This is a genomic window from Nitrobacter sp. TKz-YC02 (assembly GCF_049852135.1).
In the GTDB taxonomy this organism is placed as follows: domain Bacteria; phylum Pseudomonadota; class Alphaproteobacteria; order Rhizobiales; family Xanthobacteraceae; genus Nitrobacter; species Nitrobacter vulgaris.
In genome coordinates this window covers 2,287,924-2,312,994 of the sequence record NZ_CP180728.1, presented here as the reverse complement: position 1 = coordinate 2,312,994, position 25,071 = coordinate 2,287,924, and the positions used below count along the sequence as shown (strand labels likewise).

Here is a 25,071-nt window from a genome sequence, read left to right as displayed (position 1 = left end):
GACGATGCATCCGGCCGAGACGCGGTCCGTCCGCGCCGTTGTTCTCACGGTCCTTGCGCTGGTGGTGTTGCGGCTCGTCTGCGCGGCGCTGACGCCGCTGACATTCGACGAGGCCTATTACTGGACGTGGTCGAAGCATCTGGCCGGCGGCTACTACGATCATCCCCCGATGGTGGCGGTCGTGATCCGTCTCGGCACCATGATCGCTGGCGATACCGAATTCGGCGTCCGGCTGGTGTCGGTTCTGTTGGCGCTGCCGATGAGCTTTGCGGTCTACCGCACAACGGTGCTGCTGTTCGACAGTGCGCGCGCGGCGGCGTCTGCCACCGTTTTTCTCAACCTCATGCTGATGGTTGCTGCGGGAACCGTGATCGTGACTCCGGACGCGCCGCTGATGGTGGCATCGAGTTTCGTGTTGCTGTGTCTCGCGAAACTATTCGTGACCGGGCGCGGGGCCTGGTGGCTCGGGGTGGGGGCAGCAGTCGGCGCGGCGCTGCTGTCGAAATATACCGCGCTGGTCTTCGGTCCGGTGATTCTGATCTGGCTGTTGGCCGTGCCGGAGCTGCGCCGCTGGCTGCGGACGCCGTGGCCTTATCTCGGGGGTCTGGTGGCGCTGGCGATCTTCTCGCCGGTCCTGATCTGGAATGCCGAACACCATTGGGTGTCGTTCTCCAAGCAGTTCGGTCGCGCGCGCGTCGACCAACTAACCCTTCGCTATATCGTTGAGTTGATCCCGACTCAGATCGCCTTTGCGACGCCGCCGGTGTTCGGTCTCGCCGCGATGGGGCTGTTTGCATTGGCGAAACGCGGCGAGGGCACGCTGGCGGCGCGAGTGCTGATCAATGCGATGGTGTGGACGCTGACGATCTATTTTGTCTGGCATTCGTTGCATGGTCGCGTCGAGGCCAACTGGTTCGGACCGATCTATCCGGCGCTGGCGATCGCGGCGGCGGTGGCTTCCGACGTCGCGCGCTGGCAGCCGCGCGGTAGGCACTTCGCAGATGCCTGCCGGCGCTGGGCGCTGCCGGTGGGTGTTGGCATGTTCGTGGCGCTGGTGGTGCAGGTGAACACTGGCCTACTCTCGGGCTATCGCCGCGATGCTTCGGTGCGTAGCGTTGGCGTTGGTTTTCCAGTGCTTGCCGCTGAGATTGAGGCGATGCGCGCGAAAAGCGGCGCGCGCTGCGTGCTCGCTCAGGGCTATGGCGTAACGAGCTGGCTTCGTTTTTATCTGCCGAAGGGCACTTGCGTGGCGCAGCATTTCGAGCGCATTCGCTGGATCAACGCTCCACCACCGGACGCAGACCAACTCACGGGCAGGCTGCTTTATGTCGATGACGGATCGGCCAACTGGCCACCGGTCGCGCAGTCTTTCAATCACGTTGAGAAGGTCGCGACTCTCGAACGCAAACGCGGGCCGCTGACGGTCGAGACCTTCCAGATCGACGTGGTAGCGGAGCCCAAGGCCGATGTGCTCGCGCCGCTGCCGCCGGAATTGAAGTAGCTGAATTCAGTTACAGGTGGTGCAACCAACAAACCTGTTGACAGCGTCGGAACCAGGCTGCGCACCAGCCGTTGTCGCTCAACGAGTGCTCCGGAACCGTGATTTCGTCATGCGGCCGAGCGGGGGCTGTTCCACACACAACCAAAAAGGATCCGCGACATGAAAAAGATTCTGATCGCTCTCGCCGCCACCACGATGCTGACCGGAGTGGTATCTGCTCAGTCCATCAGCGAAAGAACTGGCGTTAACTCTGTGCTCGGCGTCGCGCCGTCCACGGCCGATTTCGTCAAGGAGGTCGCAACGAGCGACATGCTGGAAATCGAGGCCGCCAAGATCGCGCAGCGAAAGGGCAACGATGCGGAAAAGAAGTTTGCCGAACGGGTGATCGCCGATCACACCCAGACCTCGAACGACCTCAAGGGTATGGTGAAAAGCGGCGACTTGAAGGCTGAGCTGCCGACCGCGCTCGACAGTTCCGCGCAAAGCAAGCTCGACAAGCTCAGAGTCGCGACACCTCAGGAATTCGCCGCGCTCTACGACCCGATGCAGGTCGATGCCCATGAGGATGCTGTGTCGCTGTTCGAGCGCTATTCCAAGAGCGGCGATAACGCCAATCTGAAGAACTGGGCCGGCAAGACACTGGAGACGCTCAAGAGCCACCTCGTCATGGCAATCAAGATGAATGAGGATCGGCGTTCGACGGTCGGCAGTTCGAAAACGGCGCCCGCGCCGATGCGGATGGACCGCAAGTAGGCGGCACGACCGTCTCGCAAGGAGCAGCGCCGCGCGCGACGTGCGCGCGGCCAGACACGCGTCATCGCCCCTGTTGTTTATCGGCGCGGGGACGCCTCGTGTTACTTCTCAAGTTCGCGCCATCGAAGACACGCGCTTGAGGTATATTCCTCATTCGCGCCATCAAGCGCGCTTGAGGTGTTCCTCATTCGCGCCGTCAAAAGAGGGCGCGCGGAACGCCGGGTGCCCGATGCACCCGCGGCCTCGTGTGCGAAAGTGAAAAGCACACGATCGTAGTCACCACGGTCCCGGCTTCATCCGGCGTTCCGCGCGCGATGGTTTTTTCGGCTTGCTTCGCATGTCCCCCGGTGGGAGATCCTTTGTTACCCACCGTTGTCGTGGACCGGGCTGGCGCCGCCTCATCCGTAGAGAAAGCGTTGCGCTGCCGTGCCATGCTATGGCGTGAGGCATCACGCCGGGAGCACGCGACTTGGGCCGACGCGCGAAGCGATGTCAGTGAGGCGCATCTCCGCCCCGGCCGCATCGCACAGCGTGGTCGTCAGCCGAAGGTCCGGTCTCCTCAGCGCGGCTTCCGAAGTTCAAACGCCCCTCAAAGTGAGGAAAGCGTCCTTGCTCCAGGCTCGCGCCCTCAAGACCTGATGCCTCCGGCCCGACTCTGCCGCGCCTACCGCCACGCGCATCGTGACGATCGCGAGCCGCCCTCATCAGTGTGTTTGATTATTGAGAATAGACTTCGTGAAACCTGATGTTGCGGACATTCCGAATTGTCCTAATGTAATCGCGATATTTCTCGTCGAAGCCATAGATGCACTTATGCCATTCAGCCATGCCCGAAAGGTAATCCAAGTTGTTAGCGCCCCACTTCAGGTCTTTCGAAGCTTTAAAAAACGCGGCTCGGAAGTTACGTTTTGCTGCACGGGATAGTTCAGGCTTTTTTCCAGATGTTTGAAGCCCTAGAGTAAATCTAGGGGAGCCTCCCGCAGGCTTTTTTGTATTCTGTGTTCACGGCGAGCCAGGGAGGCGTGGATAGCCGGAACAACACGTTCGGCATGTTTGATCGGGTCTGCCGAAGCCTGAGCTGAACCTGTGGCGCCCGTCAGCAGACTCATATGAGACACTGTTAGCCAAGGGAAACAGAACGAACGTCATGCCATATATCCTGCTCATCGCCGTGATCGGCATCCTCCTACTTTACGTCAGCGGCGCGATTCCGCTGTCGAGTGTCGGCGGGCCGATGGTGATCGCGCTGGCTGTCTTTGTCGCGGCGCTGGCCGTCGCGATCCACGAGGCATGGACGAAAAGGCGGGGCGTGCTCGGCTGGATCGTGAATATCATTATCTCATTTCTCGCGACGTTTGTGGCTGCCCAGGTTGGCGGCATGATAATGGTCATGATCCTCAGCCCGTTTATGGATGGGTCGTCGCTCGCGGCTTCGGGAGGGGCCGTGATGGCTGTCTCGCTGGCCGGTACCATGGCCGCCGTGGTGCTGGGATCGTGGGGTGCGTTGGCGATCGTGAACCGCTGGCGGTAAGCATCACACCTCGCGCCCGTATAAAAAAGTCGGGCCAGACAAATTCGCGGGTTTGTACCGCAAACGAAAACCCCGGCATCGCTGCCGGGGTTTTGCTTTTCGTAATCGGCTTGGAAGGCTGATGGACTTTAGAAATCCAAGCCGCCACTGAAAGCTGGGGCTCGCCCGGCTTTTAAACATTTGAGAGCCATGAATCGGCGGCGGGCAAACAAAAAGGGCGCAGCTTTCGCCGCGCCCTTCGTGTTGTTGGATGCGTGGATCAGAAATCCATGCCGCCCATGCCGCCGCCGCCCGGCATCGCCGGAGCAGGGGCAGCCTTCTTCGGCAGCTCGGCGACCATCGCCTCCGTGGTGATCAGCAGCGCCGCAACCGAGGCCGCGTTCTGGATTGCCGTGCGCACGACCTTGGTCGGGTCGATGATGCCCTTGGAGATCAGGTTGCCGTATTCGCCGGTTTGCGAGTCGAAGCCGTGCGAATACTGCTCCTTCTCGAGGATCTTGCCGACGATGACGCTGCCGTCTTCGCCCGCGTTGATCGCGATCTGGCGGGCCGGCGCGGACAGCGCCTTGCGCACGATCTCGACGCCGGTCTTCTGGTCGTCGTTCTGGGTCTTGATGCGCTTGAGCTGCTCGGAAGCACGGAGCAGGGCGACGCCGCCGCCCGGCACGATGCCTTCCTCGACCGCCGCGCGGGTCGCATGCATCGCATCGTCCACGCGATCCTTGCGCTCCTTCACCTCGACCTCGGTCGCGCCGCCGACGCGGATCACCGCGACGCCGCCGGCGAGCTTGGCAAGGCGCTCCTGCAGCTTCTCGCGGTCGTAGTCCGAGGTGGTCTCCTCGATCTGCGCCTTGATCTGCGCCACGCGCGCCTCAATGTCAGCCTTCTTGCCGGAGCCGTTGACGATCGTGGTGTTTTCCTTGTCGATCATCACCTTCTTGGCGCGGCCGAGCATCTGCAGCGTGACGTTCTCGAGCTTGATGCCGAGATCTTCGCTGATCGCCTGACCGCCGGTCAGGATGGCGATGTCCTGCAACATGGCCTTGCGGCGGTCGCCGAAGCCCGGCGCCTTGACGGCCGCGACCTTGAGGCCGCCGCGCAGGCGGTTGACCACCAGCGTCGCAAGCGCTTCGCCTTCGACGTCTTCGGCGACGATCACCAGCGGCTTGCCGGTCTGCACCACGGCCTCGAGCAGCGGCAGCAGCTCGTTCAGCGAGGAGAGCTTCTTCTCGTTGATGAGGATGTAGGCGTCGTCCATCTCAACGCGCATCTTTTCGGCGTTGGTGACGAAGTAGGGGGAGATGTAGCCGCGGTCGAACTGCATGCCCTCGACGACATCGAGTTCGGTCTCGAGCGACTTGGCTTCTTCAACCGTGATGACGCCCTCGTTGCCGACCTTCTTCATGGCGTCGGCGAGGAATTTGCCGATTTCGGAATCGCCGTTGGCCGAGATGGTGCCGACCTGGGCGATTTCTTCGTTCGAGGTGACCTTCTTGGAATTCCGGACGAGGTCAGCGACCACGGCGTCGACGGCCAGATCAATGCCGCGCTTCAGATCCATCGGATTCATGCCGGCGGCGACCGACTTGGCGCCTTCCCTCACGATCGCCTGGGCCAGAACCGTCGCGGTGGTGGTGCCGTCGCCAGCCGCGTCAGCGGACTTGGAGGCGACTTCGCGCACCATCTGCGCGCCCATGTTTTCGAACTTGTCGTCAAGTTCGATTTCCTTGGCGACGGTGACGCCGTCCTTGGTGATGCGGGGCGCGCCAAATGACTTTTCGAGCACCACGTTGCGGCCCTTCGGACCGAGTGTCACCCTCACTGCATTGGCGAGGATGTCCACGCCGCGCAGCATCTTGTCGCGAGCTTCGACGCCGAATTTGACATCTTTGGCTGACATATTGGATATTTCCTTTGAATGATTTTGAAGGGGATGGCGCTTAGGCGGCCTTTTTCTTGGCAGGCGCGGCGTCGGTGAGGACGCCCATGATGTCGGACTCCTTCATGATGAGAAGATCCTGGCCGTCGATCTTCACCTCGGTGCCGGACCACTTGCCGAACAGCACCTTGTCGCCCACCTTGAGATCGATCGGGATCAGCTTGCCGGACTCGTCGCGGCCACCGGGGCCGACGGCTACGACCTCGCCCTGCGAGGGCTTTTCCTTGGCCGTGTCGGGAATGATAATGCCGCCTGCGGTCTTCTCTTCAGCGTCGATGCGCTTGACCACGACGCGGTCGTGAAGCGGACGGAATTTCATGCAGTCCTCCTAAGATATTGAAAATTTGGGATGTTCTGAGTTTTAGCAGTCAACACAAGCGAGTGCTAGCTAACCGGACAGGACATAAGCCCAGTGCAAGATGCGGGCAAGGGTCCGAGACGTATTTTTTAAGCAATCAAAGACCGAGACTGCCAGCGCCTGGTCATCAATCTAACCCACCGTGCAGAGCATTGTTAGCAGATGCAGTAAGCTGCTGCTAGAACTTGGTTAATTGCTGGTTTCTTTATTTTTTTCATTTGTGATTCCGCCTTCGTATGTCACATTTTCCAGATGATCCGCGCATCAAAACCAGTCCAGACCGCGGATTACGGAGGAATGGAGCGTTATCGGGGAACCGGCCCGTCACTTCGCCGATAGCGCAGCCTTCTCAAGGAGGTTGAGATGGTCACGAAGCATGACGTGCAGTTCCGCGGCGTTTCGGATGATTTTCGCAAGCAAGTGCTCGGCTATGGCTTGACGACGGCCGAGATCCTGTACCGCCGTCCTGATCGGCAGTGGTTATTACAGAGCTACGTCTGGCAGAATTACGACATGTTCCCGAAATTTCCGGTGCTGTGCGACTTCCTCGCCTTTTGGGAGAGGCAACTCGACGGACCACTGGTTTCGGTAACGGTCGCGCATTCGAGGCTGATCAGGCCTGCTGAATTGCGCGCGGTGGATGGCGTGTTCTGTCTGCATTGAGGGCCTTGACGATGGAGCGCTGCGGCCTCTGCTGTCGCGCAGTCAAGGCGCACGTCTTGACGCTGGCGCGGCTGCGCGTCATGTGATGATCCCGAATGCGCGCCGCACGCTCGGCAATGATGCGGCGGGCTCGCCATGAAGCGGCAGGTTCCGGGCGAGGGACAAGTTCCTGCTGACGGCGAGGAGAGGTGATGGGTGATATTGTCACCGCGGGCGTTCTGGTGATCGGAGACGAAATCCTGTCCGGCCGGACGAAGGACAAGAACATCGGATTCATTGCGGAATACCTGACCAATATCGGAATTGACCTCAAGGAGGTACGCATCGTCGCCGACGATGAGTCCGATATCGTCGCGGCGTTGAACGCGCTTCGCGCGCGTTACACCTACGTCTTCACGACCGGAGGTATCGGCCCCACGCATGACGACATCACCGCCGACAGTATCGCGAAAGCCTTGGACGTCAGCATCGATTATCATCCCGAGGTGGTGGCGCGTTTCAAGGAGCGTTACCAGAAGCCCGGCGAGTTGAATGAGGCGCGGTTGCGGATGGCGCGCCTTCCCCGGGGGTCCGAACCGATTCAGAGCGCAACCATTCTGGCGCCCGGTTTCAGGATCGGCAACGTCATTGTCATGGCGGGAGTGCCATCGATCATGCAAGCGATGATGGATATCGTCGCGCCGTCGCTCCAGGTGGGCGAGCGGATGCTGTCGGAATCGGTGCGCGGCAATTGCCGGGAAGGTGACATCGGCACGCCGCTGCGCGAGATCGCCGAGGCGCACCCGGACACCACCATCGGCAGTTATCCCTTCCTCGACGAAAACGGCAAGCCGAACACGAGCCTTGTGGTGCGATCCCGCGATCAGGCCAAGCTGACGGCGGCAATGGACGCTATCAGAGCGATGCTGACGGCACTCAAAGTGCCTCAGTAAATGGCCCATCGGTTTGGCGTCTCGCACTCAGACCAAAAATTCTGGATATGATGAGCGAGATTTCTGCTCTTACAAAAAGACTTGTGACGGAAACCACCAAGTGACTGCTAACAAAACGCCCAACAAGGCCTTTCCGGTGTCCTGGGACCAGTTTCATCGCGACTGCCGCGCGCTGACCTGGCGGCTGAACGAGACAGGACCCTTCCATGCAGTGGTCGCGATCACCCGCGGTGGTCTCGTCCCGGCAGCGATCGTGGCGCGCGAACTCGGCGTCCGCGTGATCGACACGGTGTGTGTCGCAAGCTACGACCATATCCGCAAAGGCGAACTGAAAGTGCTGAAAGGCATCTCAGATGCGACCGCGAAACTCGGCGGCGGCACCGGCAAGGATCTTCTGATTGTCGACGATCTTGTCGATACCGGCGCCACAGCGCGAGTCGTGCGGAGCATGATTCCGGACGCACATTTCGCTACCGTCTACGCCAAGCCCCTCGGCAAACCGTTGGTTGACACGTTTATCACCGAGGTTTCGCAGGACACCTGGATTTATTTCCCCTGGGATCTCGACCTTGCCTTCGCCCCGCCGTTGCGTGACGGCGCAGCATAGAATTCTTCATCGTTCCCGCCGGCAACAGGTCAAGAAAACTCACGTCACGGCTCGAAAGGTTCATGCATCCTTTGCAAAACCGTGTCATGCCTTCAGGCGACATTGTCGCGGTGTCGCAGCGCGGCGCCTTCACCGGCAACCGTGGAATCATTCACGATCCGGCGACTCGGACGCTGCTCAAGCGGCGCTGGACCACCAAGGCGTGGATCGTCTGTGTCTGCGAGTTTCGTGGCCGCCGCCGTGATGTGATGGCGACGCGAAGCTGGACCGAGTTGTTCTTTCTCGATGAGGCGACAGCGTTCGCGGCAGGACACCGCCCGTGCTTCCATTGCCGGCGCGCGGATGCAAATGCGTTTCGTGCCGCGTGGAAACGAGGCAATCGCGCCCACGATGCGTCAGCGCCTTCAATAGACGCAGTTCTTCACGTGGAACGGCTCGACGGCCGCACGAAGCGACTGCATTCGCTTTCGATGCCGATCAACGAATTGCCGGACGGAGCGATGGTGCGCGCGGGTGAACAGAATTATTTGATTGTGGGTGCGCGACCGTTGCTGTGGAGCTTTGATGGCTATTACGAGGCGAGCTTGCCGCTTGCAGGCCCCCGGTTGATCACGCCACCATCCACCATGCGCGCATTGCAGGCCGGCTATCGTGTGAAGTTGCATGAAAGTGTGACGATTCAATCCTATTGATCAATGTTGTGACATCGTGTCCGCACGTTGATCTTGAGCCATAGTTGACAAGACAGGGATGGCCGGGCCAAGCCGTGGCACGAAAACAAAGGAAGCAGTCCATGATCGAATTCTTCTTCGATTGCTCCAGTCCCTGGACCTACCTCGCTTTCCACAACATCCAGCCGCTGGCAAAAGAGTTCGGTGAGCAGATTTCATGGCGGCCGGTCCTGGTCGGCGGAATATTCAATGCCATCAACCCGAGCGTCTATGCCTCGCGGGAAAATCCGGTGGCGGCGAAGGTCCGCTACATGAGGAAAGATCTCGCGGATTGGGCGCGGTTGGCGGGACTCGCGATCAAGATGCCGCCGACTGTGTTCCCCGTAAACAGCATCAAAGCCATGCGCGGCTGTCTCTGGCTTGGCAACGACGCGATGGTGCCATTCGCCAGATCGGTGTTCGAAGCCTACTGGCGCGATGACAAGGACATCTCGCGTGAGCCGGTGCTGGCCGAGATTTGCAGGTCGCTCGGCATCGATCCTGAAAAGCTTCTGACCGGCATTGGAGATGAAGGCATCAAGAACGAACTCAAGGCTAATACCGACGAGGCGATCGCGCGTGGCGTGTTCGGATCGCCGACGATCTTTCTTAGCAAGACCGATATGTATTTCGGCAATGACCGGCTGCCGCTGATCCGTGAGGCGCTGCAACGAAGGAGCGCTGCGTAACGCCCGCGACGCTTTTTTGTTATTTTTGCTTCTCCGTTGGAGCGAGAAACGTGCGAGCGCGCGTAACCAGTCGAATCTGCTCGGAGTTGTTAATTCGCATCGCCGCGACCAATTCGATCACCTTCTCGGCCTCCTTCAGCCTGGTTTCGGCGGCGATGCGACGCCTTCCTTCGTGGCCGAGTTGCTCGCCGATAGATCGGTGAGATTGATCCAATGCATCCCATTCCGCTTTGGCATCGCTCAGTGCCTGGATCTGGGCTTCGATGAGGTCGGCAGCTGCTTCACAAGCTTTTGCGGCATCCTTCACGACGACGCCGTGCCAAAGCTCGGTGAGGTTGCTCTGGTAGCCGTCCTTGAGCATCTCGGCGTCTTGCCGCAACCGCTCCACCAGGTTGGTCACATCGTCGGTTGGGATCATAGGTTCGTCTCCTGCCTCATTTCATCACCGAGTGAACGCATTTGCAGAACGCGCGAGCTGTTTTGCAATACCGCCATTGCATTTCCCCACTAAGTATCTGAAAAGAAAGCGCGCAGGCATGGCGGAATCGGTAAACGCAAGGGACTCAAATCACTGCCCCCATGGCGAAACTGGTAGACGCAACAGACTTAAAATCTGTAGTCCCGTCAGGGACGTACCCGTTCGACTCGGGTTGGGGGCACCACTTCTTAGACCCGCGTTGGCTCTGCTGAAAGAAGGACCCGGTGAGGGTGGGGATCGATGGTTGACGAAATTTTACTCTGCCCCTAGGCGCGCCGGTGACAGCGAAAATCTGGAGATAGGACAGTGACCGATTATCGAGTCTACATCCTCAACGACAAGGGCCACATCCAGAGCGACACGCTCATAGTGAGCGCGGATGACGCTCAGGCGATCGAAGCTGCGAAGAGAATAGTGGGCGTTCGTCACGTGGAAATATGGGAGGGGGAGCGCTTGGTCGGCCGCTTCAAAACAACGCCTGATAGTTAGTCCACGGCCCTAATCAGGCCGCTCTGTTGCTTAGGATAAATTCGCATGACCCAGCATCAGCGTCATATCGTTACGCCGATCGATCCGGTGAAGCTGGATCGTCTCGCGGAAGTCGCGGTCAAGGTCGGCCTGCAACTTGCGCCGGGACAGGATCTTTTGATCACCGCGCCCGCGGTGGCGCTGCCTCTGGTGCGGCGGATCGCCGAACATGCCTACAAGGCAGGGGCGGGGCTGGTGACGCCATTTTTCTCCGATGACGACCTCACGTTGTCACGCTACAGGTTCGGGCCGGACGCGAGTTTCGATCGCGCCGCCAGCTGGCTCTATGAGGGCATGGCGAAAGCATTCGCGGCCAACACGGCGCGGCTCGCCGTCGTTGGCGACAATCCGATGCTGCTGTCGGGCGAGGATGCAACGAAAGTCGCCCGTGCCAACAAGGCGAATTCCATGGCCTACCAGCCGGCGCTTGAGAAGATTGTCGGTTTTGACATCAACTGGAATATCGTCGCCTATCCGGGCACAGCGTGGGCAAGACTGATGTTTCCGGATGACAGCGCAGACGGCGCGGTGGCGAAACTTGCGGACGCGATTTTCTCCGCCTCGCGCGTCGACAACGATGATCCGATCGCGAACTGGACCGCACACAACGCGGCCCTGCGCCAGCGCACGGATTGGCTCAATAGCCAGCGCTTTCATGCTCTGCATTACTCCGGGCCAGGCACCGACCTCACGGTTGGCCTGGCCGACGGCCATGAATGGGTGGGCGGCGCTTCCGCGGCCAATAATGGCATCGTTTTCAACGCGAATATCCCGACCGAGGAGGTATTCACCACACCTCATGCATTGCGGGTCGAGGGGCACGTCCGAAGCACTAAGCCGCTGTCGTATCAAGGCACGCTGATCGACGGGATCGCTGTCCGCTTCGAGCAGGGTCGCATCGTCGAGGCCAAGGCGTCGCGCGGCGCCGACGTGCTCAACAAGGTGCTGGATACGGATGAGGGCGCGCGGCGGCTCGGAGAGGTCGCGTTGGTGCCGCATTCCTCGCCGATTTCGAAAAGCGGCTTGTTGTTCTATAACACATTATTCGACGAGAACGCGGCGTGCCACATCGCACTCGGCCAATGCTATTCGAAGTGCTTCGTCGATGGCGAGAAGCTGTCGCCGGAGCAGATCGCGGCGCAAGGCGGCAACAAGAGCTTCATTCACATCGACTGGATGATCGGGTCAGGCGAGACCGATATTGATGGCATCAGCAGCGACGGCAGTCGTGTTCCTGTCTTTCGCAAGGGCGAGTGGGCGTGAACCGCCCACGCCTGATCGCACGAGCGGCCTCAATGCCGTCACGAGCCGGTGCTTTTTGGCAGTTCGGCGGGCGCTTGGCTCGGCTTGAATGGGGAACAATGCCGGACCGGATCGTTAGTGGCCGTCGTCTGCGGCTACCCGTGTTCATTGCTCTGCTGATCATGGGCGGCGGTCTTGGCGGTTGCGCCAATATCGGCGACGGTGCCGTCTCGGGCGCATTCGTCGATCCCGCGACGTATGATCTCTATGATTGCCCGCAGCTCGACGCGCAACGCAAATCCTTGGCGGTGCGCACGGCAACGTTGCAGGGGCTGATCGAAAAGGCTCATACGGGTGTCGCGGGTGCCGCCGTTGCCGAAGTAGCGTATCGCAACGACTACATTACCACTCGTGCCTCGGCTAAACTTGCCGACGAAACGTGGCGACGGAACGGGTGTGACGCGGCTTCGACCGCGCAGCAGACGCCGGCGAGCGAGCCCCGCGTTGCACCGAGGCGCTCCGACGGCGCCGTTAAATGATCTCCGACGATCGGCCCAACGACGGGCAGCGATGAGCTAGAGTCCGCTCGGTTCAGGGTTGCCAGCTATAGATCCACTCCTGACGCGCCAGCATACGCTGCGGTCCCATCGCTCTGATGGCAAGATCGCGCGCCAAAGCGGCGACACCTCGGAGATGGTAGATTCGCCCATTCAGTTGTGCGGTCTCTTGGACACGCGCAACGCGCGCGCGACGCAGCCTGGTATAACGCGCAAGTGCAGCCGCGACGCCCTCGGCGTTTTCGTTCGCGGCTTCGCCGAGACACTGCGCCAGGACCGCGGCATCCTCGATCGCCATACCCGCACCCTGCGCAACAAACGGCAGCATCGCATGGGCTGCATCGCCAAGCAGGACGGTTGTATCGCGGTGCCACGCAGCCATCGGCGGAATTGTGAACAGCGCCCATTTGTGCCAGCGGTTCACGGCGCCGATCATCACGTGCGCCGGTTCAGGCCAGTGCGCTTGTGCGAACGTGCGTTTGATATCCGCAGTATCTCCGGCAGCGCTCCCGCCGGGCTGGTTCCAGCTGCCCGGCACGATTGCGATCAAGTTGATCTGGTCCCCGCCTGACATCGGATATGTCACGAGATGCGCATCCGGACCCATCCAGAGCTGTATGCGCGGCGCGGTCATGTCGTGCGGCAACTGTGCTGCCTCCACGGTCCCGCGCCACGCAATTAGGCCGGAAAACAGCGGAGCAGCGTCCGGAAAAAGCCGACTGCGCAAAGCGGACCACACGCCGTCGGCGCCTATCAGCGCCCACGCGGTCTCCTGAGCGCCAGCTGTATCGTCGCATACAGTTGCCTTGGCGCCGATAGCGAACGCGGCTGCGTCTTCAACCCTGGCGCCGAGACGCAATTCGATATCTGGATGGTCGTGAACCTGTTCCAGCAGAGCGGCCTGCAGGTCGGCGCGATGCACCACCCAATAAGGCGCGCCGGCGCGCAACGCGGCTGTTTCGCCAAGCGGGATACGGCAGATCTCGCCGCCGTGCCGCGCACTCATGATGCTGACAGCTTCTGGCGCGAGCGCGCGGGCGGATAGCCGCGCATGCAAGCCGAGTTCGATCAGGACGCGGGTTGCGTTCGGCGAAAGTTGCAGCCCTGCGCCGACCCCTTCGAGGCGTTCAGCGGTTTCGATGATAAGGACACGACAACCCTTCGCCGCCAGCGCAAGCGATGCCGTCAAGCCTCCGATTCCGGCACCGGCGACAACGACCGTGCGTGACCGTGACCGTGTCACAGGCGGATCAGGCCGCCTTGTCCCTTACCACGCACTCTGGGGGACGGGACTGTCCGGCGCCGAGATCGGCCGCGAAACGGTACAGTGTCGAGCAATACGGGCAGATGACTTCGCTATCGTTGCCGAGATCAAGAAAGACGTGCGGATGATCGAATGGTGGATTGGCCCCGACGCACATGAATTCCTGCGAGCCGATTTCAATAACGGCGACGCCGGAATCGTTATGGAAATGGGGAACTACGTGATCAGACATGCTTTCCACCTCAAGTCGTTGCGAGACATTGACGCGCCGATAACGCAACGAGATCGCGCGGCACCATACTGGCCGGCGCTTCGAATTCCTAGAGCATTTTCGCTTTTGATTGAATCAGAAGCGAAGCTCTAGATCGTTGTTTTGATGTGTTTTCTTCACGCGGACCGTGATCCATGTCGCTCGAAAACAGCGCTCGCCGGAGACAGATTTGCAAATTTTGGCAGTCCGTTATCCATGCAAATTCGACATATTCCTGTCGTTTGAGAGAAGCCCTTTTTTGGTCGGAAAAGCTGTGCTTGAAAGGCGGCATGCGACGGCGAATTGGCAGCGCGATAACGGCAGCCGCGGTGTGTGCAACAGCGTTCGCTGTGTTGTTGCCACGTGCCACGGACGCCGGCGCCATGCTGATAGCGCAGGATGACCCCGTGCAGCTTGCCGATCTTCAGCTGGAATCCGCACTTCGAAACGATCCCGCGCTGATTGGGCGGAACGTCGAGGCGGCGCTAGCGGCGCAGGATCCAGATCTTGCAAACAGCTTCGTCGATCTTGCGGCTGCCAAGGGAATGCCGATCCCGGACAAACTGTCTCAACGCGTCACAGAGGCCGTCGGAGAAGAAAATTCCAGCCAAGGTATCGCAACGAGATTCTTCTCTGGGCTTGTCACAGGCAATGCCGTCGACGGGGCCAGTCTTTCGGGTACGCTCACCGGCGACCTTTGCGTATTTGGTGATGTCGGGACATCGTGCGGGAGGGCAGACATCTGGCGATGGGCGAGGATACCGACCGGCTGCTGCTGGGGCTCGCCGCAGCAGGCGTCGTTGTGACGGGGGCCACCTTCGTGACCGTTGGCGGCGCAGCACCGGCCCGAGCCGGACTGACGCTTGTCAAGGATGCCAGGAAGGCTGGGCGGCTCGGTGAAGGCCTGAGCCGATGGGCAGGTCGTTCGGCGCGCGCGATGGTCGACATGCGGCAACTGCAAAATGCGGTCGCTGCGGGGTCGCTGGCGCGGCCGCGTCAGACAGCCGTCGCGATCAGGGCCGCGATCCGCGCCGAGAAAGCCGGTGGACTGGTGCGGCTCGCCAAGGATGTTGGCCGCATCGGCGAAAAGACCGGGACGCGCGGTGCGCTCGACATGTTGCGGATCGCTCAAGGGCCAAAAGATGTCACCCGCGCTGTGCGGCTCGCTGAGGCCAAAGGCGGACAGACCCGAGCCATCATCAAGATTCTGGGGCGGGGTGCGTTGCTACTCACGACCGGCGCGTTCAATCTAGCGATGTGGGTGCTTAGCGCGGTGTTCGCGCTATTTGGTTTTCTGTCATCGATCAAGGCCACGACCGAGCGCCTGACGCTCTCATGGCTGCAACGTTCAAAAATCAGGCGTCTGCGCCGGCTGTCCGCCGCGCCGTCGCCGACGTAAACGTCTCGTCGATCGTTGCTAGCCATCCCGTCTCCATCCAGATCACGGAAGCGCTGATGCCGAGCTTTCATCACGGCGATGTTGAAATTGCCTACCTCGACGAGGGCGATGGCGATCCCATCGTTCTTGTGCATGGCTTTGCGTCGAGCAAGAACGTGAACTGGGTGTATCCGACCTGGGTGTCGGAATTGCGCAAAAACGGATTCCGGACAATCGCGTTTGACAACCGCGGCCACGGCGATTCCAGCAAGCGCTACGATCCGGAAGACTATCACATCGGCACGATGGCGAGCGACATCACGGCGCTGATGGATCATCTTGCCATCGCGCGCGCGGACGTCATGGGATATTCGCTCGGCGCCAGGATGATGGGAATTCTGGCGCGAACTCGGCCTGAACGGGTGCGCTCCGGAATTTTCGGCGGTCTGGGTATCGGACTGATCAAGGGGGGCGGTCCGGGCGAAAGCGTCGCTAGGGCGCTGGAGGCACCGTCGCTGGATGACGTGACCGATCCGTTCGGCCGGACGTTCCGGGTCTTTGCCGATCAGACCCGATCTGATCGGCGCGCCCTGGCGGCGTGTTTGCGGGGATCACGGCGGCTGATGACGGAAGCTGAAGTCGCCGGCATCGAGGTGCCGACGCTGATAGCGGTCGGCACGAAAGACGAGATCGCAGGATCGGCGCAGGAGCTCGCGGACGTTATCCCCGGTGCGGAGGTGTTGAACATTCCCAACCGAGACCACATGCGTGCTGTGGGAGACAAGGTCTACAAGGAAGGCGTGCTGAGATTTCTGTCACGTCGGCCGTGAAGCCAGCCGTAGCGATGGGCGAGGAGTCTCGCCGCTGCGATCAGCACCACGAACGTTGCGATCCAGACCATGCGCGCGCCGTAGCGGTCGTGGGGACCTGATATGACGCCGCAGATGAAAGCGTTACCGAGCAATGCCACGCAAACTGTCGCGGCAAGAAGTTCGACGTCATCGATACGCCGCCGCCATATCGCCGCCAGAGCGATCACGGCGGCCAACAGCATCGAGGCAAGTGCGACCGGGACGTGAATCCAGTTGATAGCCGTAAACTTGATATTCCAGTGCTGCTGCTGCGCGGCGCGCATGGTCTTTGCCTGTTCCGGCAGATAGCGTTCGATGATGCCGTAGGTGTGCGGAATCCATCCGGTGGTGCCTTCGCCGGTGTCGACACTCACCAGTTGCTCTGCCGTTGCTTCGGCTGCAGCTTCGGCCTGCCAAAGAGGGTAGGCGACCAGTGCGTGCGTGGCGATGAACTCCATCTCGCCGTTCATGCCGGCGAAGCGTCCCAGTTTGTCGAATATGGTGTCATTGCCCCAAAGGAAATCATCCGCTGTTGCCGGCAGTTGATTGCGGTAGGGGCAGAGCTTCAACTTGATCTTGTCGCAGTGGTCGTTGAGATAACGCGCGACGATGCCGTCCTGCATCATGCGTCCGAACGAGACGGAGGCGCCACCTGGCGTCCAGGCAAGCCGGCCTGTCAAAAAAACATTGGCGGCCAGCAGCATGGCCGCGCCGGCAAGGATCGTCAGGGAACCCTGAACCAGCCCTGTGATCTGAAGCCTTGGGCCGAGCAATGGCTTGACGATCCACCCCGCACAACACAGTCCCAACAGGACCCCGAACGTCGCCGTGTGGCTCGCCGCCGCGAAGGACGTAAACAGAAACAGCGAGACCTTCTCGACGATCGAAAGCTTGCCGTTATGTACCACGAGGATGTACAGCGCGAGCACCGCCAGCCCCGCGAAAATGTCGGTTAGCAGCATGCTGGCGAGCCACGGTAGCGCGGTGGCCGTGATGAGGATCAAGGCGATTGTGAGAAGCCGCAATGGCTGCGCCATGTTGAGCACGCGCAAGGTCAAATGCAGGATCCACAGCGTCAGCAGCGCCTGGCATACCAAATTGATCCAGAAGTACGAGCCCTGTCCCAAATGAAGGTAGATGCCATACGCGTTCGAACGGCTGATCTCGAGATGGCCTTCATACCATCGCGCCAGATAGCCGCCCGTATCATATTGAAGCAGCGGGTAGCCGTTCCAGATCGCTGGAGCGAGCAAAAGTACGGGGATGACGACGGCTACGATCCAGCCCCATGGTATTTCCGCGTCACGCGTGTGTAAGACCGGGGTCGAAATGGACGTGTTCTCCGGTGGGCGGCGCACCATTCCGCCTATTGAGTGTTTCGTCGCACATGCATAATTTATTTGACGTAAATTAGTCCGACGTTGGCCGGAACGATGAAGATTTCCGATCCGTTTGGTGGCGCCGGGCCTCTCTCAGGGACCGAATATAGTACGAAGATTCAAGCCTTTAGATCGGTTAACCCTAGACGGGCCAAATGAATATTCTCTGAACATCAAGGACAACGACCTCGCAACATGTTAAACTGCGGGGCAAAATCGAGGTTGCGAGACGACCATGGCGATCCAGCACGTCAATTCGCAGAATCCGAAACTTGCTGCGCTCGATCCGATCTGGGATCGCATCCGCAGCGAGGCCGAAGACATCGTTCGCCGCGAACCTGAGCTGGCGGCCTTTATCTATTCGTCCGTTCTTCATCATGATCGGCTTGAGGCTGCGGTGGTGCATCGCGTCGCAGGGCGGTTGGACCATTCGGCCTTGTCAGGCGACCTGATCCGCCAGACCTTCGATGAGGCGCTCCGCGACGATCCCGATATCGGCAACGCGTTCCGCGCCGATCTGGTGGCGGTGTTCGACCGCGACCCCGCGACGTCGCGGTTCATCGATCCGCTGCTCTACTTCAAAGGCTTTCATGCCATCCAGACCCACCGCCTCGCGCACTGGCTCCAAAAGAAAGGTCGCAAGGATTTTGCCTATTACCTGCAGAGCCGTTCTTCCTCGGTGTTCCAGGTCGACATCAATCCCGCCGCTAAAATCGGCCGTGGAATTTTCCTCGATCATGCGACCGGTTTCGTCGTCGGTGAGACCGCGGTCATCGAGGATGACGTGTCGATCCTGCATGGCGTGACACTCGGTGGTACCGGCAAGGAAAATGAGGACCGCCATCCGAAGATCCGCCACGGCGTCATGATCGGCGCGGGCGCGAAAATCCTTGGCAACATTGAGGTCGGACATTGCGCGCGCATCGCGGCCGGATCGGTCGTCGTGAAACCGGTACCGCACAATGTCACCGTCGCAGGGGTTCCAGCCAGAACGGTCGGTCCGGCCGGCTGCTCGGAGCCCTCGCGCACGATGAACCAGATGCTGAATGCGACACCAGAATCATAAGCTTGTCAGCGTTCTTTCGAATCTGAAGTTCCCGGGGGCGCAGTGCAGCGGCGAGCTTGGCTGCAAACACCGACGACCCGAAAATAGGAATCGATTTTCGGACGAGATAATGCGTGATTAAAAGTATATAGCCGGGAGCATGATCCCAACCTAAAGGGCCATGCCAGCGCAAAGTGGAAACCGGTTTCGGACAAGATCGTGCTCAATCCAAAGATTTAAACAAGTTTATTCAACGCAGTTGATCGGACCCCAGAGTCAGAACTCTGCGGAGTTGAATGAGACTCTAGAACCCTGCGAACCCTCACATTTGGAGACTGCCGTGAACGTTCAGGAAGTCAGGAAACTCGACGCCTACCTCAAGCGTGTGTTCGGCAATCCCAGGATTCGAGTGGTGCCGCGTCCAAAGAAGGACGACTCGGCCGAGGTCTATATCGGCGAGGAGTTTATTGGCGTGCTATTCGTCGATGACGAGGACGACGATCGCTCGTTTCAGTTTCAGATGGCTATTCTTGAGGAGGATTTGGCCGACGTCGGTTAATTGTCGAAGCTAGTTTTGCAGCGGGTGCAGTTGCTCCACGAGCTGCTCCATCCCACCGGCAACGTCGCGCCATTCTGTTAGCCATTGCCGTGGAAAGCGGAACGTCACGTCGGCGCCCCCGATCCGGCGCTCGCTCAGGCACGTGCCCGGCGTCATGGCATCGCGGGTACATCGCGCCACTAGCGCGGGCGTCTGCGCCATGAGCAGATCTTCGCCCGCATACGGCGTTCCGTCGCGGAATGCACGTATCGATAGTCCGTCCTGAGACGGTGTGTGAGTGGCATCAAGATAACGTGGATAGATGGTACGCACGAGGATATCCGGCGCCAGCGAATCGTGATGGGCGGCAATCGATAGGAAAACGCGGTCGATCGGCTGCGGTCCATCTTCGACGGTCTCGGCGGTGACATGTCTTGGCGCATCCGGCGTTGCCAGCGAAGGATAAAGGAAATTCAGATCGATGCGCTCCTGCGGCCCCGAATGTCTCTGAATTTTCACACGGAAGGCGCGCTTCGGCACATTGAACACGGTTTGCCCGATGCTGACCGGCAATCGCTCATTGTTGTCAGGCGCTTTGGGAGTCCAGGTTGGCCACAACAAATAGGCGACTGCGGTGATCGCGGGCATCGCGATCATCACGGCTGCGAGTAGTGGGATCAGATGACCGGCCGGCGGTTTTCCGCGCGACCGGCGCGGGGCGGACGACAGCATGGCCATGCGACGGACATTTCCGAAAGGACGAATCAGCCGCGACTATGCCACGCAATGTGGAGTTTGCATGCGAGGTCAGCCGTACTGTGCCGGCGCGCAAGGTTAGTGCGCGTGCGTCGCGTTAACCCTTTCTTAAGGATAAAGTGGCGAGGCAAGCGGCATTTTGCGAAGGAGAGACGCCGTAGTCGTGAACGGATGTTCTTTTCGATGTCGCCAGATGCGTTGAATTCCTTCTTTTCCCTGTGCATCGGATTCGCCATCGCGGGCGCGCTCGCCAGCGGTTATCAGGCGTTCGTCAAGCGCCCCGCCGGCTTCGGATTGCTGCAGCAGGGTGTTGTTGCCAGGGCATTTGCTGCGGTTCCATTCCTGGTCTTCGCTGCGCCCTTCATCATCATGCGCAATACACTTCGCGGACGACGCATCGAGCGGCGCCGTTTTGAGTTCGTCATGATGGCGACCGTGATCGCGGGTTTCTGGAGCCTGATGTCTGGCACCTGCGTGGTCATGACGCTGAAGGCGGTCGGGTTGCTCGCCTAAGCGCCGCCGTGGCACTGTCGCCGCTAGCTGGCAGGAGGCGTGATGGCGATTTACGAACTCGATGGGCAGGTGCCCGTCCTGCCGGAAAGCGGGCGCTATTTTATCGCCGAAACCGCCGCGGTAATCGGCAGGGTTCGCCTTCGCGACAATGCGAGCGTGTGGTTCGGTGCGGTGCTGCGCGGCGATAACGAATGGATCGAAGTTGGAGAGGGTTCCAACGTTCAGGATGGGTGCACCTGCCATACCGACGAGGGATTTCCGCTGACGATAGGAAGCAACTGCACGATTGGCCATAACGTTATTCTGCACGGCTGCACCATCGAAAATGGTGCGCTGATCGGTATGGGTTCGATCGTCATGAACGGCGCGCGGGTCGGTCGCGGCTGCATCGTCGGCGCCGGCGCGCTCATTACCGAAGGCAAGCAGTTTGCGGAGTACTCTCTCATTGTCGGCGCGCCGGCGCGCGTGACCCGCACGCTTAGACCTTCCGAGATCGAGGCGATGGGAAGCGGCGCGAAATTCTACGCCGCGAATGGCCTGCGCTTCGGAAAGGGCCTGAAGCGAATCGGCTGAAATCCTCGGTGGAACTGCTGAGGAAGGTTGCAGAAAGCCGTGGTCGTCGCCTATTCCTTGGGCTAGATGTGGGCGCCGATAACAGGCTGGAGAATACAGCGATGCGGGCGTTTCGATGTGCGGGTGTTTTGACATTCGCAATTGCGATTGCGTCGGGCGGAATCGTTCTGATCGATGCTCCGGCCACAGCAGCGGCCCAAACCGCGGAGAAAACCATGACAACAGCATCGGGTTTGCAGATCACGGACACCAAAGTTGGGGAGGGCCCTTCGCCTCAGCCGGGCCAGGTTTGCATCATGCATTACACCGGCTGGCTCTATAAGGACGGACAGAAAGGTGACAAGTTCGACAGTTCGGTGGACCGCAACGAACCCTTCGAGTTTCCAATCGGAAAGCGTCGCGTGATCGCAGGCTGGGACGAAGGCGTCGCCTCTATGAAGGTCGGCGGCAAGCGCACGCTGATCATTCCGCCGGAGCTCGGTTACGGAGCACGCGGCGCCGGTGGAGTCATTCCGCCCAATGCAACGTTGATTTTTGACGTCGAGCTGCTCGGCCTGAAAGGCTGAGTCGCTTCGCGCGGTCGTTGTTTCGCGCGGTAGCGCACTGATCCGTTCTTGGCCTTCTAACGTGCGCTGAAGCTTTCCTGAAAAGGGGTGCGGCCAGCCTTTTGGGGGAAGGCTGGCCGCGCGCGAGCCGGTCTGGGGACGGGGAGGGGTATGACCGGGTCGCGGGTCTCGTGTTTGTTCTTTATCGCGAACTGGCCGTCGCGACCGCCGGGTGGTTATCGTCCAGCGCAACCCAGACATCGGGGTCGCTTTGCGATTGTCGTTTCATGAAGCGGTAGCCGGTTTGCATCCAGGCCAGGATGTCTTCATTCTGGTTGTCGAGAATGAACTCCCCTTTGTCTGTTTTAACGGTCAGGACGGCATGGCCATCGCCCTGCTTGTCGCGGACTACCGTGACCAGCAACGCCTCACGCGGCCACCCAGCGTCGATCAACATCTTGCGCTTCAACAGGACGTAGTCTTCGCAATCCCCGTGGCCGTCGGTGGGAAGCGACCACTTTTCGACGACGCCCCAATGATCCTTGTCCGTCATCGGTTTGACGGTTTCGTTGACCCAGCGGTTGACCTTCAGGAGATCGCGCCAGGCGTCAGGCGTTAAGACGATATCACGCGGCTGCGTTGCGCCGGTGCGGCATTCCTTCGGATTGTCGCTACAGAATTCAACCCAACCGATCGGCGCCCGTGTGGTGTCGCCGAGACTCGCATAGAGCTTTTCTGCTTCCGCTGCCCCCGCTGGCGTTGCCATTCCCCACAGGATGGCGCCAACCACCGCCAGTCCCATTCCCTGACCCCTGTTGAGCATTGTGGCCCCCGTTTCTTGTTGGGACCACATTTCGCACAAAGGATTTGCGCCGGCGCTAAATGCTCGAAGTGCATTCGATGCAAATGCGAGTAAAGTTCGCCGCTAATTGAATCGGTATTTGAATCGAAATTGACTCAAATTTTAGCGATCATCATCGATTCAAATTTTAGATATTAGCGATTGAAACCCGGTTGAATCGCGGTTTTTCGTATCGGAACGCGCCTGCCGTTAACCCTGAGATCGCGGGCTTCTGCCGTGGCAGAAGCGGACAACGAGGATCGCTAGGCGGCAGTTTGCGATCATGGCCGTTTACCGGGTGGTGACGTTATCTTCGAGAGTCCTGCTCGTGAATAAACTCGAGCGCGAAGGGCGGATGGCGCTGCGCTTCTCACGCTGATCCCGACAGCACGCGCTCGTTCAGTCAGCACGGTCAAGCGCAAGGCGATTTTGGCAAGATTGCATGTTCTCAAAACTGAAAGGGGAGTTTTGGAGAATGGCGTTTACCGGCCGCTGACGCTGGCTTCCAGAGTATCGGGATGTTGCTCGTGAATGAACTCGAGCGCGAAGCCCTCGTCCAGATTGCGGACAACGCGGGCGAGCACCTTGCCGAGTGCGACCTTGGACTGTAGCGGGGGTCGTTTTTCGGCCGAGACGGCGGCGCCCGACATCGAAAGATCGATGATCCGGCAAGTCAGCCTTGTGCCGTCTTCAAGTGTGAGCGTCGCGACGGGATTGCGCGGAACGATGCGTTCGTGGCGACGGTCTTCCGGAAGATTGAGGATGTCGCGATTGGCGAGCCAGGTGAGTTGCGACGCCAACTTGTCTCGTTTGCGGGGGGTCGCGCTGACGCTCATGGCGAACCCGCTGTCGATAATCCGGGTAATCTTGCCTTCGACCCGGCCGATGTGGTCGAGATAGACGATGACCCGGTCACCGACGTTGCCGATACCGGGGGCCAGCATGGCCAGCCCGCCGGGAGACATGTTGATAACCTGGCAGGGGAATTCGCGCCGATCCGGCAGCATATAGCGACCCAGCAGGTGAATCTTGACCCGCTGAAATCGCCGGCGCTCAACCGGCAGGTTCGAGATTTTCTGCGCCAACGCCATAAATCGATCGGTCCGCGGGTCGACCAACGGTCGGTATGAATAAACCTTAAGGTTGTCAGGGTTAACGCGGCGTTAGCGTTTCTGAGCGGTATAGCCCGGCGCGACGGCCCAAATTGGGCCTCGATCGACACCAAGACGGCTCATGCCGCGTCTACGAGAGGCGCGACAAGGCTCACTTTTCGAAGCACGGGCATATCTGGCGCGCTTACGATAGAGGATCGCGGCACGCTCACGCGCTGCCGAACACCCGCTTGAAGATCGTATCGACGTGCTTGAGGTGGTAGTTGAGGTCGAACTGCTCAGCGATCTCGGCATCCGCCAGATATTTCTTCACATCGGCGTCGTTCTTCAGCAGGTTAAGGAAATCGCCTTCGCCGCGCCATACCGGCATGGCGTTCCGCTGGACCAGCTTGTAGGCGTCCTCGCGGCTTGCGCCTTTCTGGGTCAGCGCGATCAGCACGCGCTGCGAATGCACCAGCCCGCCGAGGCGATCGAGGTTCTTTTGCATGTTACCGGGATAGACCAGCAGCTTGTCGATGACGCTTGCGAGGCGGTTAAGCGCGAAGTCGAGCGTCACGGTGGCGTCGGGCCCGATCATACGCTCGGCCGAGGAGTGCGAGATGTCGCGCTCGTGCCAGAGAGCGACGTTCTCCAGGGCCGGTGTCACATAGCCGCGCACCATGCGGGCAAGTCCGGTGATGTTCTCGGTCAGCACGGGATTGCGCTTGTGCGGCATCGCTGACGAACCCTTCTGCCCCTCGGAGAAGAACTCCTCGGCCTCCAGCACCTCGGTGCGTTGCAGATGGCGGATTTCGATAGCGAGCCGTTCCATCGAGGAGGCGATGACGCCCAGTGTGGCGAAAAACATCGCGTGGCGGTCACGCGGGATCACCTGCGTCGACACCGGCTCGGGGGTTAATCCCATAGCGACGGCAACGTGCTCTTCCACGCGCGGATCGATCTGGGCGAAGGTGCCGACCGCGCCTGAGATCGCGCAGGTCGCGACCTCCCTGCGGGCCGCGGTCAGGCGTTCCTTGGCGCGTGTGAACTCCGCATAGGCGTAAGCGAGCTTGAGCCCGAAGGTCACGGGCTCGGCGTGAATACCGTGCGAACGGCCGATGGTCGGCGTCATCTTGTGTTCAAACGCGCGGGTCTTCAGCGCCCCGAGCAGCTTATCGATGTCGGCGATTAGGATGTCGGCAGCGCGGGTGAGTTGTACGTTGAAGCATGTGTCGAGCACGTCCGATGACGTCATGCCCTGATGTACGAAGCGCGCCTCGGGACCGACAATTTCAGCAAGGTGAGTGAGGAAGGCAATGACGTCATGCTTGGTTTCGCGCTCGATCTCGTCGATGCGCTCCACATTGAACGTCGCATCCTTGGCCTTGGCCCAGATGGTTTCAGCAGCTTGCTTCGGGATCACCCCGAGTTCGGCTTGGGCGTCCGCCGCGTGAGCCTCGATTTCGAACCAGATCTTGAAACGGGTCTGCGGCTCCCAGATCGAAGCCATTTCCGGACGGGTGTAACGAGGAATCATCGACGATCCTTGAGGTTTTCAG

Annotated in this window: 27 protein-coding genes, 1 tRNA gene and 1 pseudogene; 19 read left to right on the top strand and 10 right to left on the bottom strand. The window is 60.2% G+C overall.

Translation table 11 applies throughout. The annotated features are described in order from the left end of the window. Window positions 1–4: 4 nt before the first annotated feature. From ACM561_RS11015 to ACM561_RS11005, 3 genes are all read left to right on the top strand, one after another. A complete protein-coding gene (locus ACM561_RS11015) occupies window positions 5–1,501 on the top strand; it encodes a glycosyltransferase family 39 protein (protein WP_425905063.1) in 1,497 nt (498 codons plus the stop codon). A 159-nt stretch (window positions 1,502–1,660) separates the two neighbouring features. Next, the gene (locus tag ACM561_RS11010) at window positions 1,661–2,254 is read left to right on the top strand and encodes a DUF4142 domain-containing protein (protein WP_425905061.1); all 594 of its coding nucleotides are present in this window, start codon (window positions 1,661–1,663) and stop codon (window positions 2,252–2,254) included. Between the two features lie 1,147 nt (window positions 2,255–3,401). Next, a complete protein-coding gene (locus ACM561_RS11005) occupies window positions 3,402–3,785 on the top strand; it encodes a hypothetical protein (RefSeq protein ID WP_425905059.1) in 384 nt (127 codons plus the stop codon). Window positions 3,786–4,044: 259 nt separating this feature from the next. On the opposite strand, the gene groL is transcribed toward ACM561_RS11005, so the two are convergent. Further along, window positions 4,045–5,685 carry a chaperonin GroEL gene (groL, locus tag ACM561_RS11000; RefSeq protein WP_425905057.1) on the bottom strand — a complete coding sequence of 547 codons (1,641 nt, stop codon included), beginning with the start codon at window positions 5,683–5,685 and terminating at the stop codon, window positions 4,045–4,047. 40 nt (window positions 5,686–5,725) lie between these two features. Further along, complete coding sequence (gene groES, locus ACM561_RS10995; RefSeq protein WP_079447228.1) at window positions 5,726–6,043, bottom strand: co-chaperone GroES; 318 nt, start codon at window positions 6,041–6,043, stop codon at window positions 5,726–5,728. A gap of 402 nt (window positions 6,044–6,445) precedes the next feature. On the opposite strand from groES, the gene ACM561_RS10990 reads away from it, so the two are divergent. The 5 genes from ACM561_RS10990 (at window position 6,446) to ACM561_RS10970 (ending at window position 9,683) form a co-directional block, all read left to right on the top strand. After that, window positions 6,446–6,745, top strand: coding sequence for an usg protein (locus ACM561_RS10990; protein ID WP_425905055.1), 300 nt, complete (start codon window positions 6,446–6,448; stop codon window positions 6,743–6,745). Window positions 6,746–6,936: 191 nt separating this feature from the next. Continuing rightward, window positions 6,937–7,677 (top strand): competence/damage-inducible protein A, encoded by a 741-nt coding sequence (locus ACM561_RS10985; RefSeq protein ID WP_425905053.1) that lies wholly within the window; start codon window positions 6,937–6,939, stop codon window positions 7,675–7,677. 100 nt (window positions 7,678–7,777) lie between these two features. After that, on the top strand, window positions 7,778–8,284 hold the full coding sequence (gene gpt / locus ACM561_RS10980) for a xanthine phosphoribosyltransferase (RefSeq protein WP_425905052.1): 507 nt from the start codon (window positions 7,778–7,780) through the stop codon (window positions 8,282–8,284). A 62-nt stretch (window positions 8,285–8,346) separates the two neighbouring features. After that, window positions 8,347–8,976: a hypothetical protein gene (locus ACM561_RS10975; protein WP_425905050.1), complete on the top strand. Its 630-nt coding sequence runs from the start codon at window positions 8,347–8,349 to the stop codon at window positions 8,974–8,976. A 101-nt stretch (window positions 8,977–9,077) separates the two neighbouring features. Next, the gene (locus ACM561_RS10970; protein WP_425905048.1) at window positions 9,078–9,683 is read left to right on the top strand and encodes a 2-hydroxychromene-2-carboxylate isomerase; all 606 of its coding nucleotides are present in this window, start codon (window positions 9,078–9,080) and stop codon (window positions 9,681–9,683) included. A gap of 19 nt (window positions 9,684–9,702) precedes the next feature. Here the strand turns inward: ACM561_RS10970 and ACM561_RS10965 are convergent, their stop codons facing one another. Next, window positions 9,703–10,044 carry a hypothetical protein gene (locus tag ACM561_RS10965; protein ID WP_425905046.1) on the bottom strand — a complete coding sequence of 114 codons (342 nt, stop codon included), beginning with the start codon at window positions 10,042–10,044 and terminating at the stop codon, window positions 9,703–9,705. A 212-nt stretch (window positions 10,045–10,256) separates the two neighbouring features. On the opposite strand from ACM561_RS10965, the gene ACM561_RS10960 reads away from it, so the two are divergent. The 4 genes from ACM561_RS10960 to ACM561_RS10945 all read left to right on the top strand — a co-directional run bounded on the left by ACM561_RS10960 (window position 10,257) and on the right by ACM561_RS10945 (window position 12,470). After that, a tRNA-Leu gene (locus tag ACM561_RS10960) sits at window positions 10,257–10,345 on the top strand. A 122-nt stretch (window positions 10,346–10,467) separates the two neighbouring features. Further along, the gene (locus ACM561_RS10955; RefSeq protein ID WP_425905045.1) at window positions 10,468–10,650 is read left to right on the top strand and encodes a hypothetical protein; all 183 of its coding nucleotides are present in this window, start codon (window positions 10,468–10,470) and stop codon (window positions 10,648–10,650) included. Window positions 10,651–10,695: 45 nt separating this feature from the next. Next, window positions 10,696–11,952, top strand: a complete 1,257-nt coding sequence (locus tag ACM561_RS10950) for an aminopeptidase (RefSeq protein ID WP_425905044.1) — start codon at window positions 10,696–10,698, stop codon at window positions 11,950–11,952. Between the two features lie 98 nt (window positions 11,953–12,050). Beyond that, the gene (locus ACM561_RS10945; protein WP_425905042.1) at window positions 12,051–12,470 is read left to right on the top strand and encodes a twin-arginine translocation pathway signal; all 420 of its coding nucleotides are present in this window, start codon (window positions 12,051–12,053) and stop codon (window positions 12,468–12,470) included. A 52-nt stretch (window positions 12,471–12,522) separates the two neighbouring features. On the opposite strand, the gene ACM561_RS10940 is transcribed toward ACM561_RS10945, so the two are convergent. Both ACM561_RS10940 and ACM561_RS10935 read right to left on the bottom strand, forming a co-directional pair. After that, complete coding sequence (locus ACM561_RS10940) at window positions 12,523–13,677, bottom strand: FAD-dependent monooxygenase (RefSeq protein ID WP_425905040.1); 1,155 nt, start codon at window positions 13,675–13,677, stop codon at window positions 12,523–12,525. A 61-nt stretch (window positions 13,678–13,738) separates the two neighbouring features. Beyond that, window positions 13,739–13,984 (bottom strand): zinc-finger domain-containing protein, encoded by a 246-nt coding sequence (locus ACM561_RS10935; RefSeq protein ID WP_079447202.1) that lies wholly within the window; start codon window positions 13,982–13,984, stop codon window positions 13,739–13,741. 308 nt (window positions 13,985–14,292) lie between these two features. Between ACM561_RS10935 and ACM561_RS10930 the strand changes: the two are divergent. Both ACM561_RS10930 and ACM561_RS10925 read left to right on the top strand, forming a co-directional pair. Beyond that, window positions 14,293–15,401: pseudogene (locus tag ACM561_RS10930) on the top strand (hypothetical protein). Between the two features lie 56 nt (window positions 15,402–15,457). Continuing rightward, window positions 15,458–16,210 carry an alpha/beta fold hydrolase gene (locus ACM561_RS10925; protein ID WP_425909713.1) on the top strand — a complete coding sequence of 251 codons (753 nt, stop codon included), beginning with the start codon at window positions 15,458–15,460 and terminating at the stop codon, window positions 16,208–16,210. Here ACM561_RS10925 and ACM561_RS10920 read toward each other — a convergent pair. Then, on the bottom strand, window positions 16,168–17,592 hold the full coding sequence (locus tag ACM561_RS10920) for a hypothetical protein (RefSeq protein ID WP_425905038.1): 1,425 nt from the start codon (window positions 17,590–17,592) through the stop codon (window positions 16,168–16,170). The two genes, ACM561_RS10925 and ACM561_RS10920, sit on opposite strands and share 43 nt — an antisense overlap. Before the next feature lie 253 nt (window positions 17,593–17,845). Between ACM561_RS10920 and cysE the strand changes: the two genes are divergently transcribed. Both cysE and ACM561_RS10910 read left to right on the top strand, forming a co-directional pair. Further along, the gene (gene cysE / locus ACM561_RS10915) at window positions 17,846–18,676 is read left to right on the top strand and encodes a serine O-acetyltransferase (protein ID WP_079447178.1); all 831 of its coding nucleotides are present in this window, start codon (window positions 17,846–17,848) and stop codon (window positions 18,674–18,676) included. Window positions 18,677–18,995: 319 nt separating this feature from the next. Further along, window positions 18,996–19,214, top strand: a complete 219-nt coding sequence (locus ACM561_RS10910) for a DUF3126 family protein (RefSeq protein ID WP_079447176.1) — start codon at window positions 18,996–18,998, stop codon at window positions 19,212–19,214. Between the two features lie 9 nt (window positions 19,215–19,223). Here ACM561_RS10910 and ACM561_RS10905 read toward each other — a convergent pair whose 3' ends face one another. Further along, entirely contained in the window at window positions 19,224–19,931 is a 708-nt protein-coding gene (locus ACM561_RS10905) for a hypothetical protein (RefSeq protein WP_425905036.1), read from the bottom strand. A 201-nt stretch (window positions 19,932–20,132) separates the two neighbouring features. Between ACM561_RS10905 and ACM561_RS10900 the strand changes: the two genes are divergently transcribed. The 3 genes from ACM561_RS10900 (at window position 20,133) to ACM561_RS10890 (ending at window position 21,601) form a co-directional block, all read left to right on the top strand. After that, a complete protein-coding gene (locus ACM561_RS10900) occupies window positions 20,133–20,462 on the top strand; it encodes a DUF6949 family protein (protein ID WP_309773855.1) in 330 nt (109 codons plus the stop codon). Window positions 20,463–20,504: 42 nt separating this feature from the next. Further along, complete coding sequence (locus ACM561_RS10895) at window positions 20,505–21,035, top strand: gamma carbonic anhydrase family protein (protein WP_425905034.1); 531 nt, start codon at window positions 20,505–20,507, stop codon at window positions 21,033–21,035. A 101-nt stretch (window positions 21,036–21,136) separates the two neighbouring features. Then, the gene (locus ACM561_RS10890; protein ID WP_079447173.1) at window positions 21,137–21,601 is read left to right on the top strand and encodes an FKBP-type peptidyl-prolyl cis-trans isomerase; all 465 of its coding nucleotides are present in this window, start codon (window positions 21,137–21,139) and stop codon (window positions 21,599–21,601) included. A 181-nt stretch (window positions 21,602–21,782) separates the two neighbouring features. Here ACM561_RS10890 and ACM561_RS10885 read toward each other — a convergent pair whose 3' ends face one another. The 3 genes from ACM561_RS10885 to purB form a co-directional block, all read right to left on the bottom strand. Further along, on the bottom strand, window positions 21,783–22,403 hold the full coding sequence (locus ACM561_RS10885; RefSeq protein ID WP_425905031.1) for a transglutaminase-like cysteine peptidase: 621 nt from the start codon (window positions 22,401–22,403) through the stop codon (window positions 21,783–21,785). Window positions 22,404–22,903: 500 nt separating this feature from the next. Beyond that, window positions 22,904–23,512 carry a PilZ domain-containing protein gene (locus ACM561_RS10880; RefSeq protein WP_425905030.1) on the bottom strand — a complete coding sequence of 203 codons (609 nt, stop codon included), beginning with the start codon at window positions 23,510–23,512 and terminating at the stop codon, window positions 22,904–22,906. A gap of 229 nt (window positions 23,513–23,741) precedes the next feature. Beyond that, complete coding sequence (purB, locus tag ACM561_RS10875) at window positions 23,742–25,049, bottom strand: adenylosuccinate lyase (RefSeq protein WP_425905028.1); 1,308 nt, start codon at window positions 25,047–25,049, stop codon at window positions 23,742–23,744. Between the last annotated feature and the right edge of the window lie 22 nt (window positions 25,050–25,071).

Coding starts and splice junctions, on each gene's coding strand:
- ACM561_RS10990 (WP_425905055.1), top strand. CDS start 6,446: ATGGTCACGAAGCATGACGTGCAGTTCCGCGGCGTTTCGGATGATTTT.
- ACM561_RS11015 (WP_425905063.1), top strand. CDS start 5: ATGCATCCGGCCGAGACGCGGTCCGTCCGCGCCGTTGTTCTCACGGTC.
- ACM561_RS10895 (WP_425905034.1), top strand. CDS start 20,505: ATGGCGATTTACGAACTCGATGGGCAGGTGCCCGTCCTGCCGGAAAGC.
- ACM561_RS10880 (WP_425905030.1), bottom strand. CDS start 23,512: ATGGCGTTGGCGCAGAAAATCTCGAACCTGCCGGTTGAGCGCCGGCGA.
- ACM561_RS10970 (WP_425905048.1), top strand. CDS start 9,078: ATGATCGAATTCTTCTTCGATTGCTCCAGTCCCTGGACCTACCTCGCT.
- purB (WP_425905028.1), bottom strand. CDS start 25,049: ATGATTCCTCGTTACACCCGTCCGGAAATGGCTTCGATCTGGGAGCCG.
- ACM561_RS10945 (WP_425905042.1), top strand. CDS start 12,051: ATGCCGGACCGGATCGTTAGTGGCCGTCGTCTGCGGCTACCCGTGTTC.
- ACM561_RS10905 (WP_425905036.1), bottom strand. CDS start 19,931: ATGGCCATGCTGTCGTCCGCCCCGCGCCGGTCGCGCGGAAAACCGCCG.
- ACM561_RS10935 (WP_079447202.1), bottom strand. CDS start 13,984: ATGTCTGATCACGTAGTTCCCCATTTCCATAACGATTCCGGCGTCGCC.
- ACM561_RS11005 (WP_425905059.1), top strand. CDS start 3,402: ATGCCATATATCCTGCTCATCGCCGTGATCGGCATCCTCCTACTTTAC.
- ACM561_RS10920 (WP_425905038.1), bottom strand. CDS start 17,592: ATGGTGCGCCGCCCACCGGAGAACACGTCCATTTCGACCCCGGTCTTA.
- ACM561_RS10965 (WP_425905046.1), bottom strand. CDS start 10,044: ATGCTCAAGGACGGCTACCAGAGCAACCTCACCGAGCTTTGGCACGGC.
- ACM561_RS10985 (WP_425905053.1), top strand. CDS start 6,937: ATGGGTGATATTGTCACCGCGGGCGTTCTGGTGATCGGAGACGAAATC.
- ACM561_RS10950 (WP_425905044.1), top strand. CDS start 10,696: ATGACCCAGCATCAGCGTCATATCGTTACGCCGATCGATCCGGTGAAG.
- ACM561_RS10925 (WP_425909713.1), top strand. CDS start 15,458: ATGCCGAGCTTTCATCACGGCGATGTTGAAATTGCCTACCTCGACGAG.
- groES (WP_079447228.1), bottom strand. CDS start 6,043: ATGAAATTCCGTCCGCTTCACGACCGCGTCGTGGTCAAGCGCATCGAC.
- cysE (WP_079447178.1), top strand. CDS start 17,846: ATGGCGATCCAGCACGTCAATTCGCAGAATCCGAAACTTGCTGCGCTC.
- ACM561_RS10890 (WP_079447173.1), top strand. CDS start 21,137: ATGCGGGCGTTTCGATGTGCGGGTGTTTTGACATTCGCAATTGCGATT.
- ACM561_RS10975 (WP_425905050.1), top strand. CDS start 8,347: ATGCATCCTTTGCAAAACCGTGTCATGCCTTCAGGCGACATTGTCGCG.
- groL (WP_425905057.1), bottom strand. CDS start 5,685: ATGTCAGCCAAAGATGTCAAATTCGGCGTCGAAGCTCGCGACAAGATG.
- ACM561_RS10885 (WP_425905031.1), bottom strand. CDS start 22,403: ATGCTCAACAGGGGTCAGGGAATGGGACTGGCGGTGGTTGGCGCCATC.
- ACM561_RS11010 (WP_425905061.1), top strand. CDS start 1,661: ATGAAAAAGATTCTGATCGCTCTCGCCGCCACCACGATGCTGACCGGA.
- ACM561_RS10900 (WP_309773855.1), top strand. CDS start 20,133: ATGTCGCCAGATGCGTTGAATTCCTTCTTTTCCCTGTGCATCGGATTC.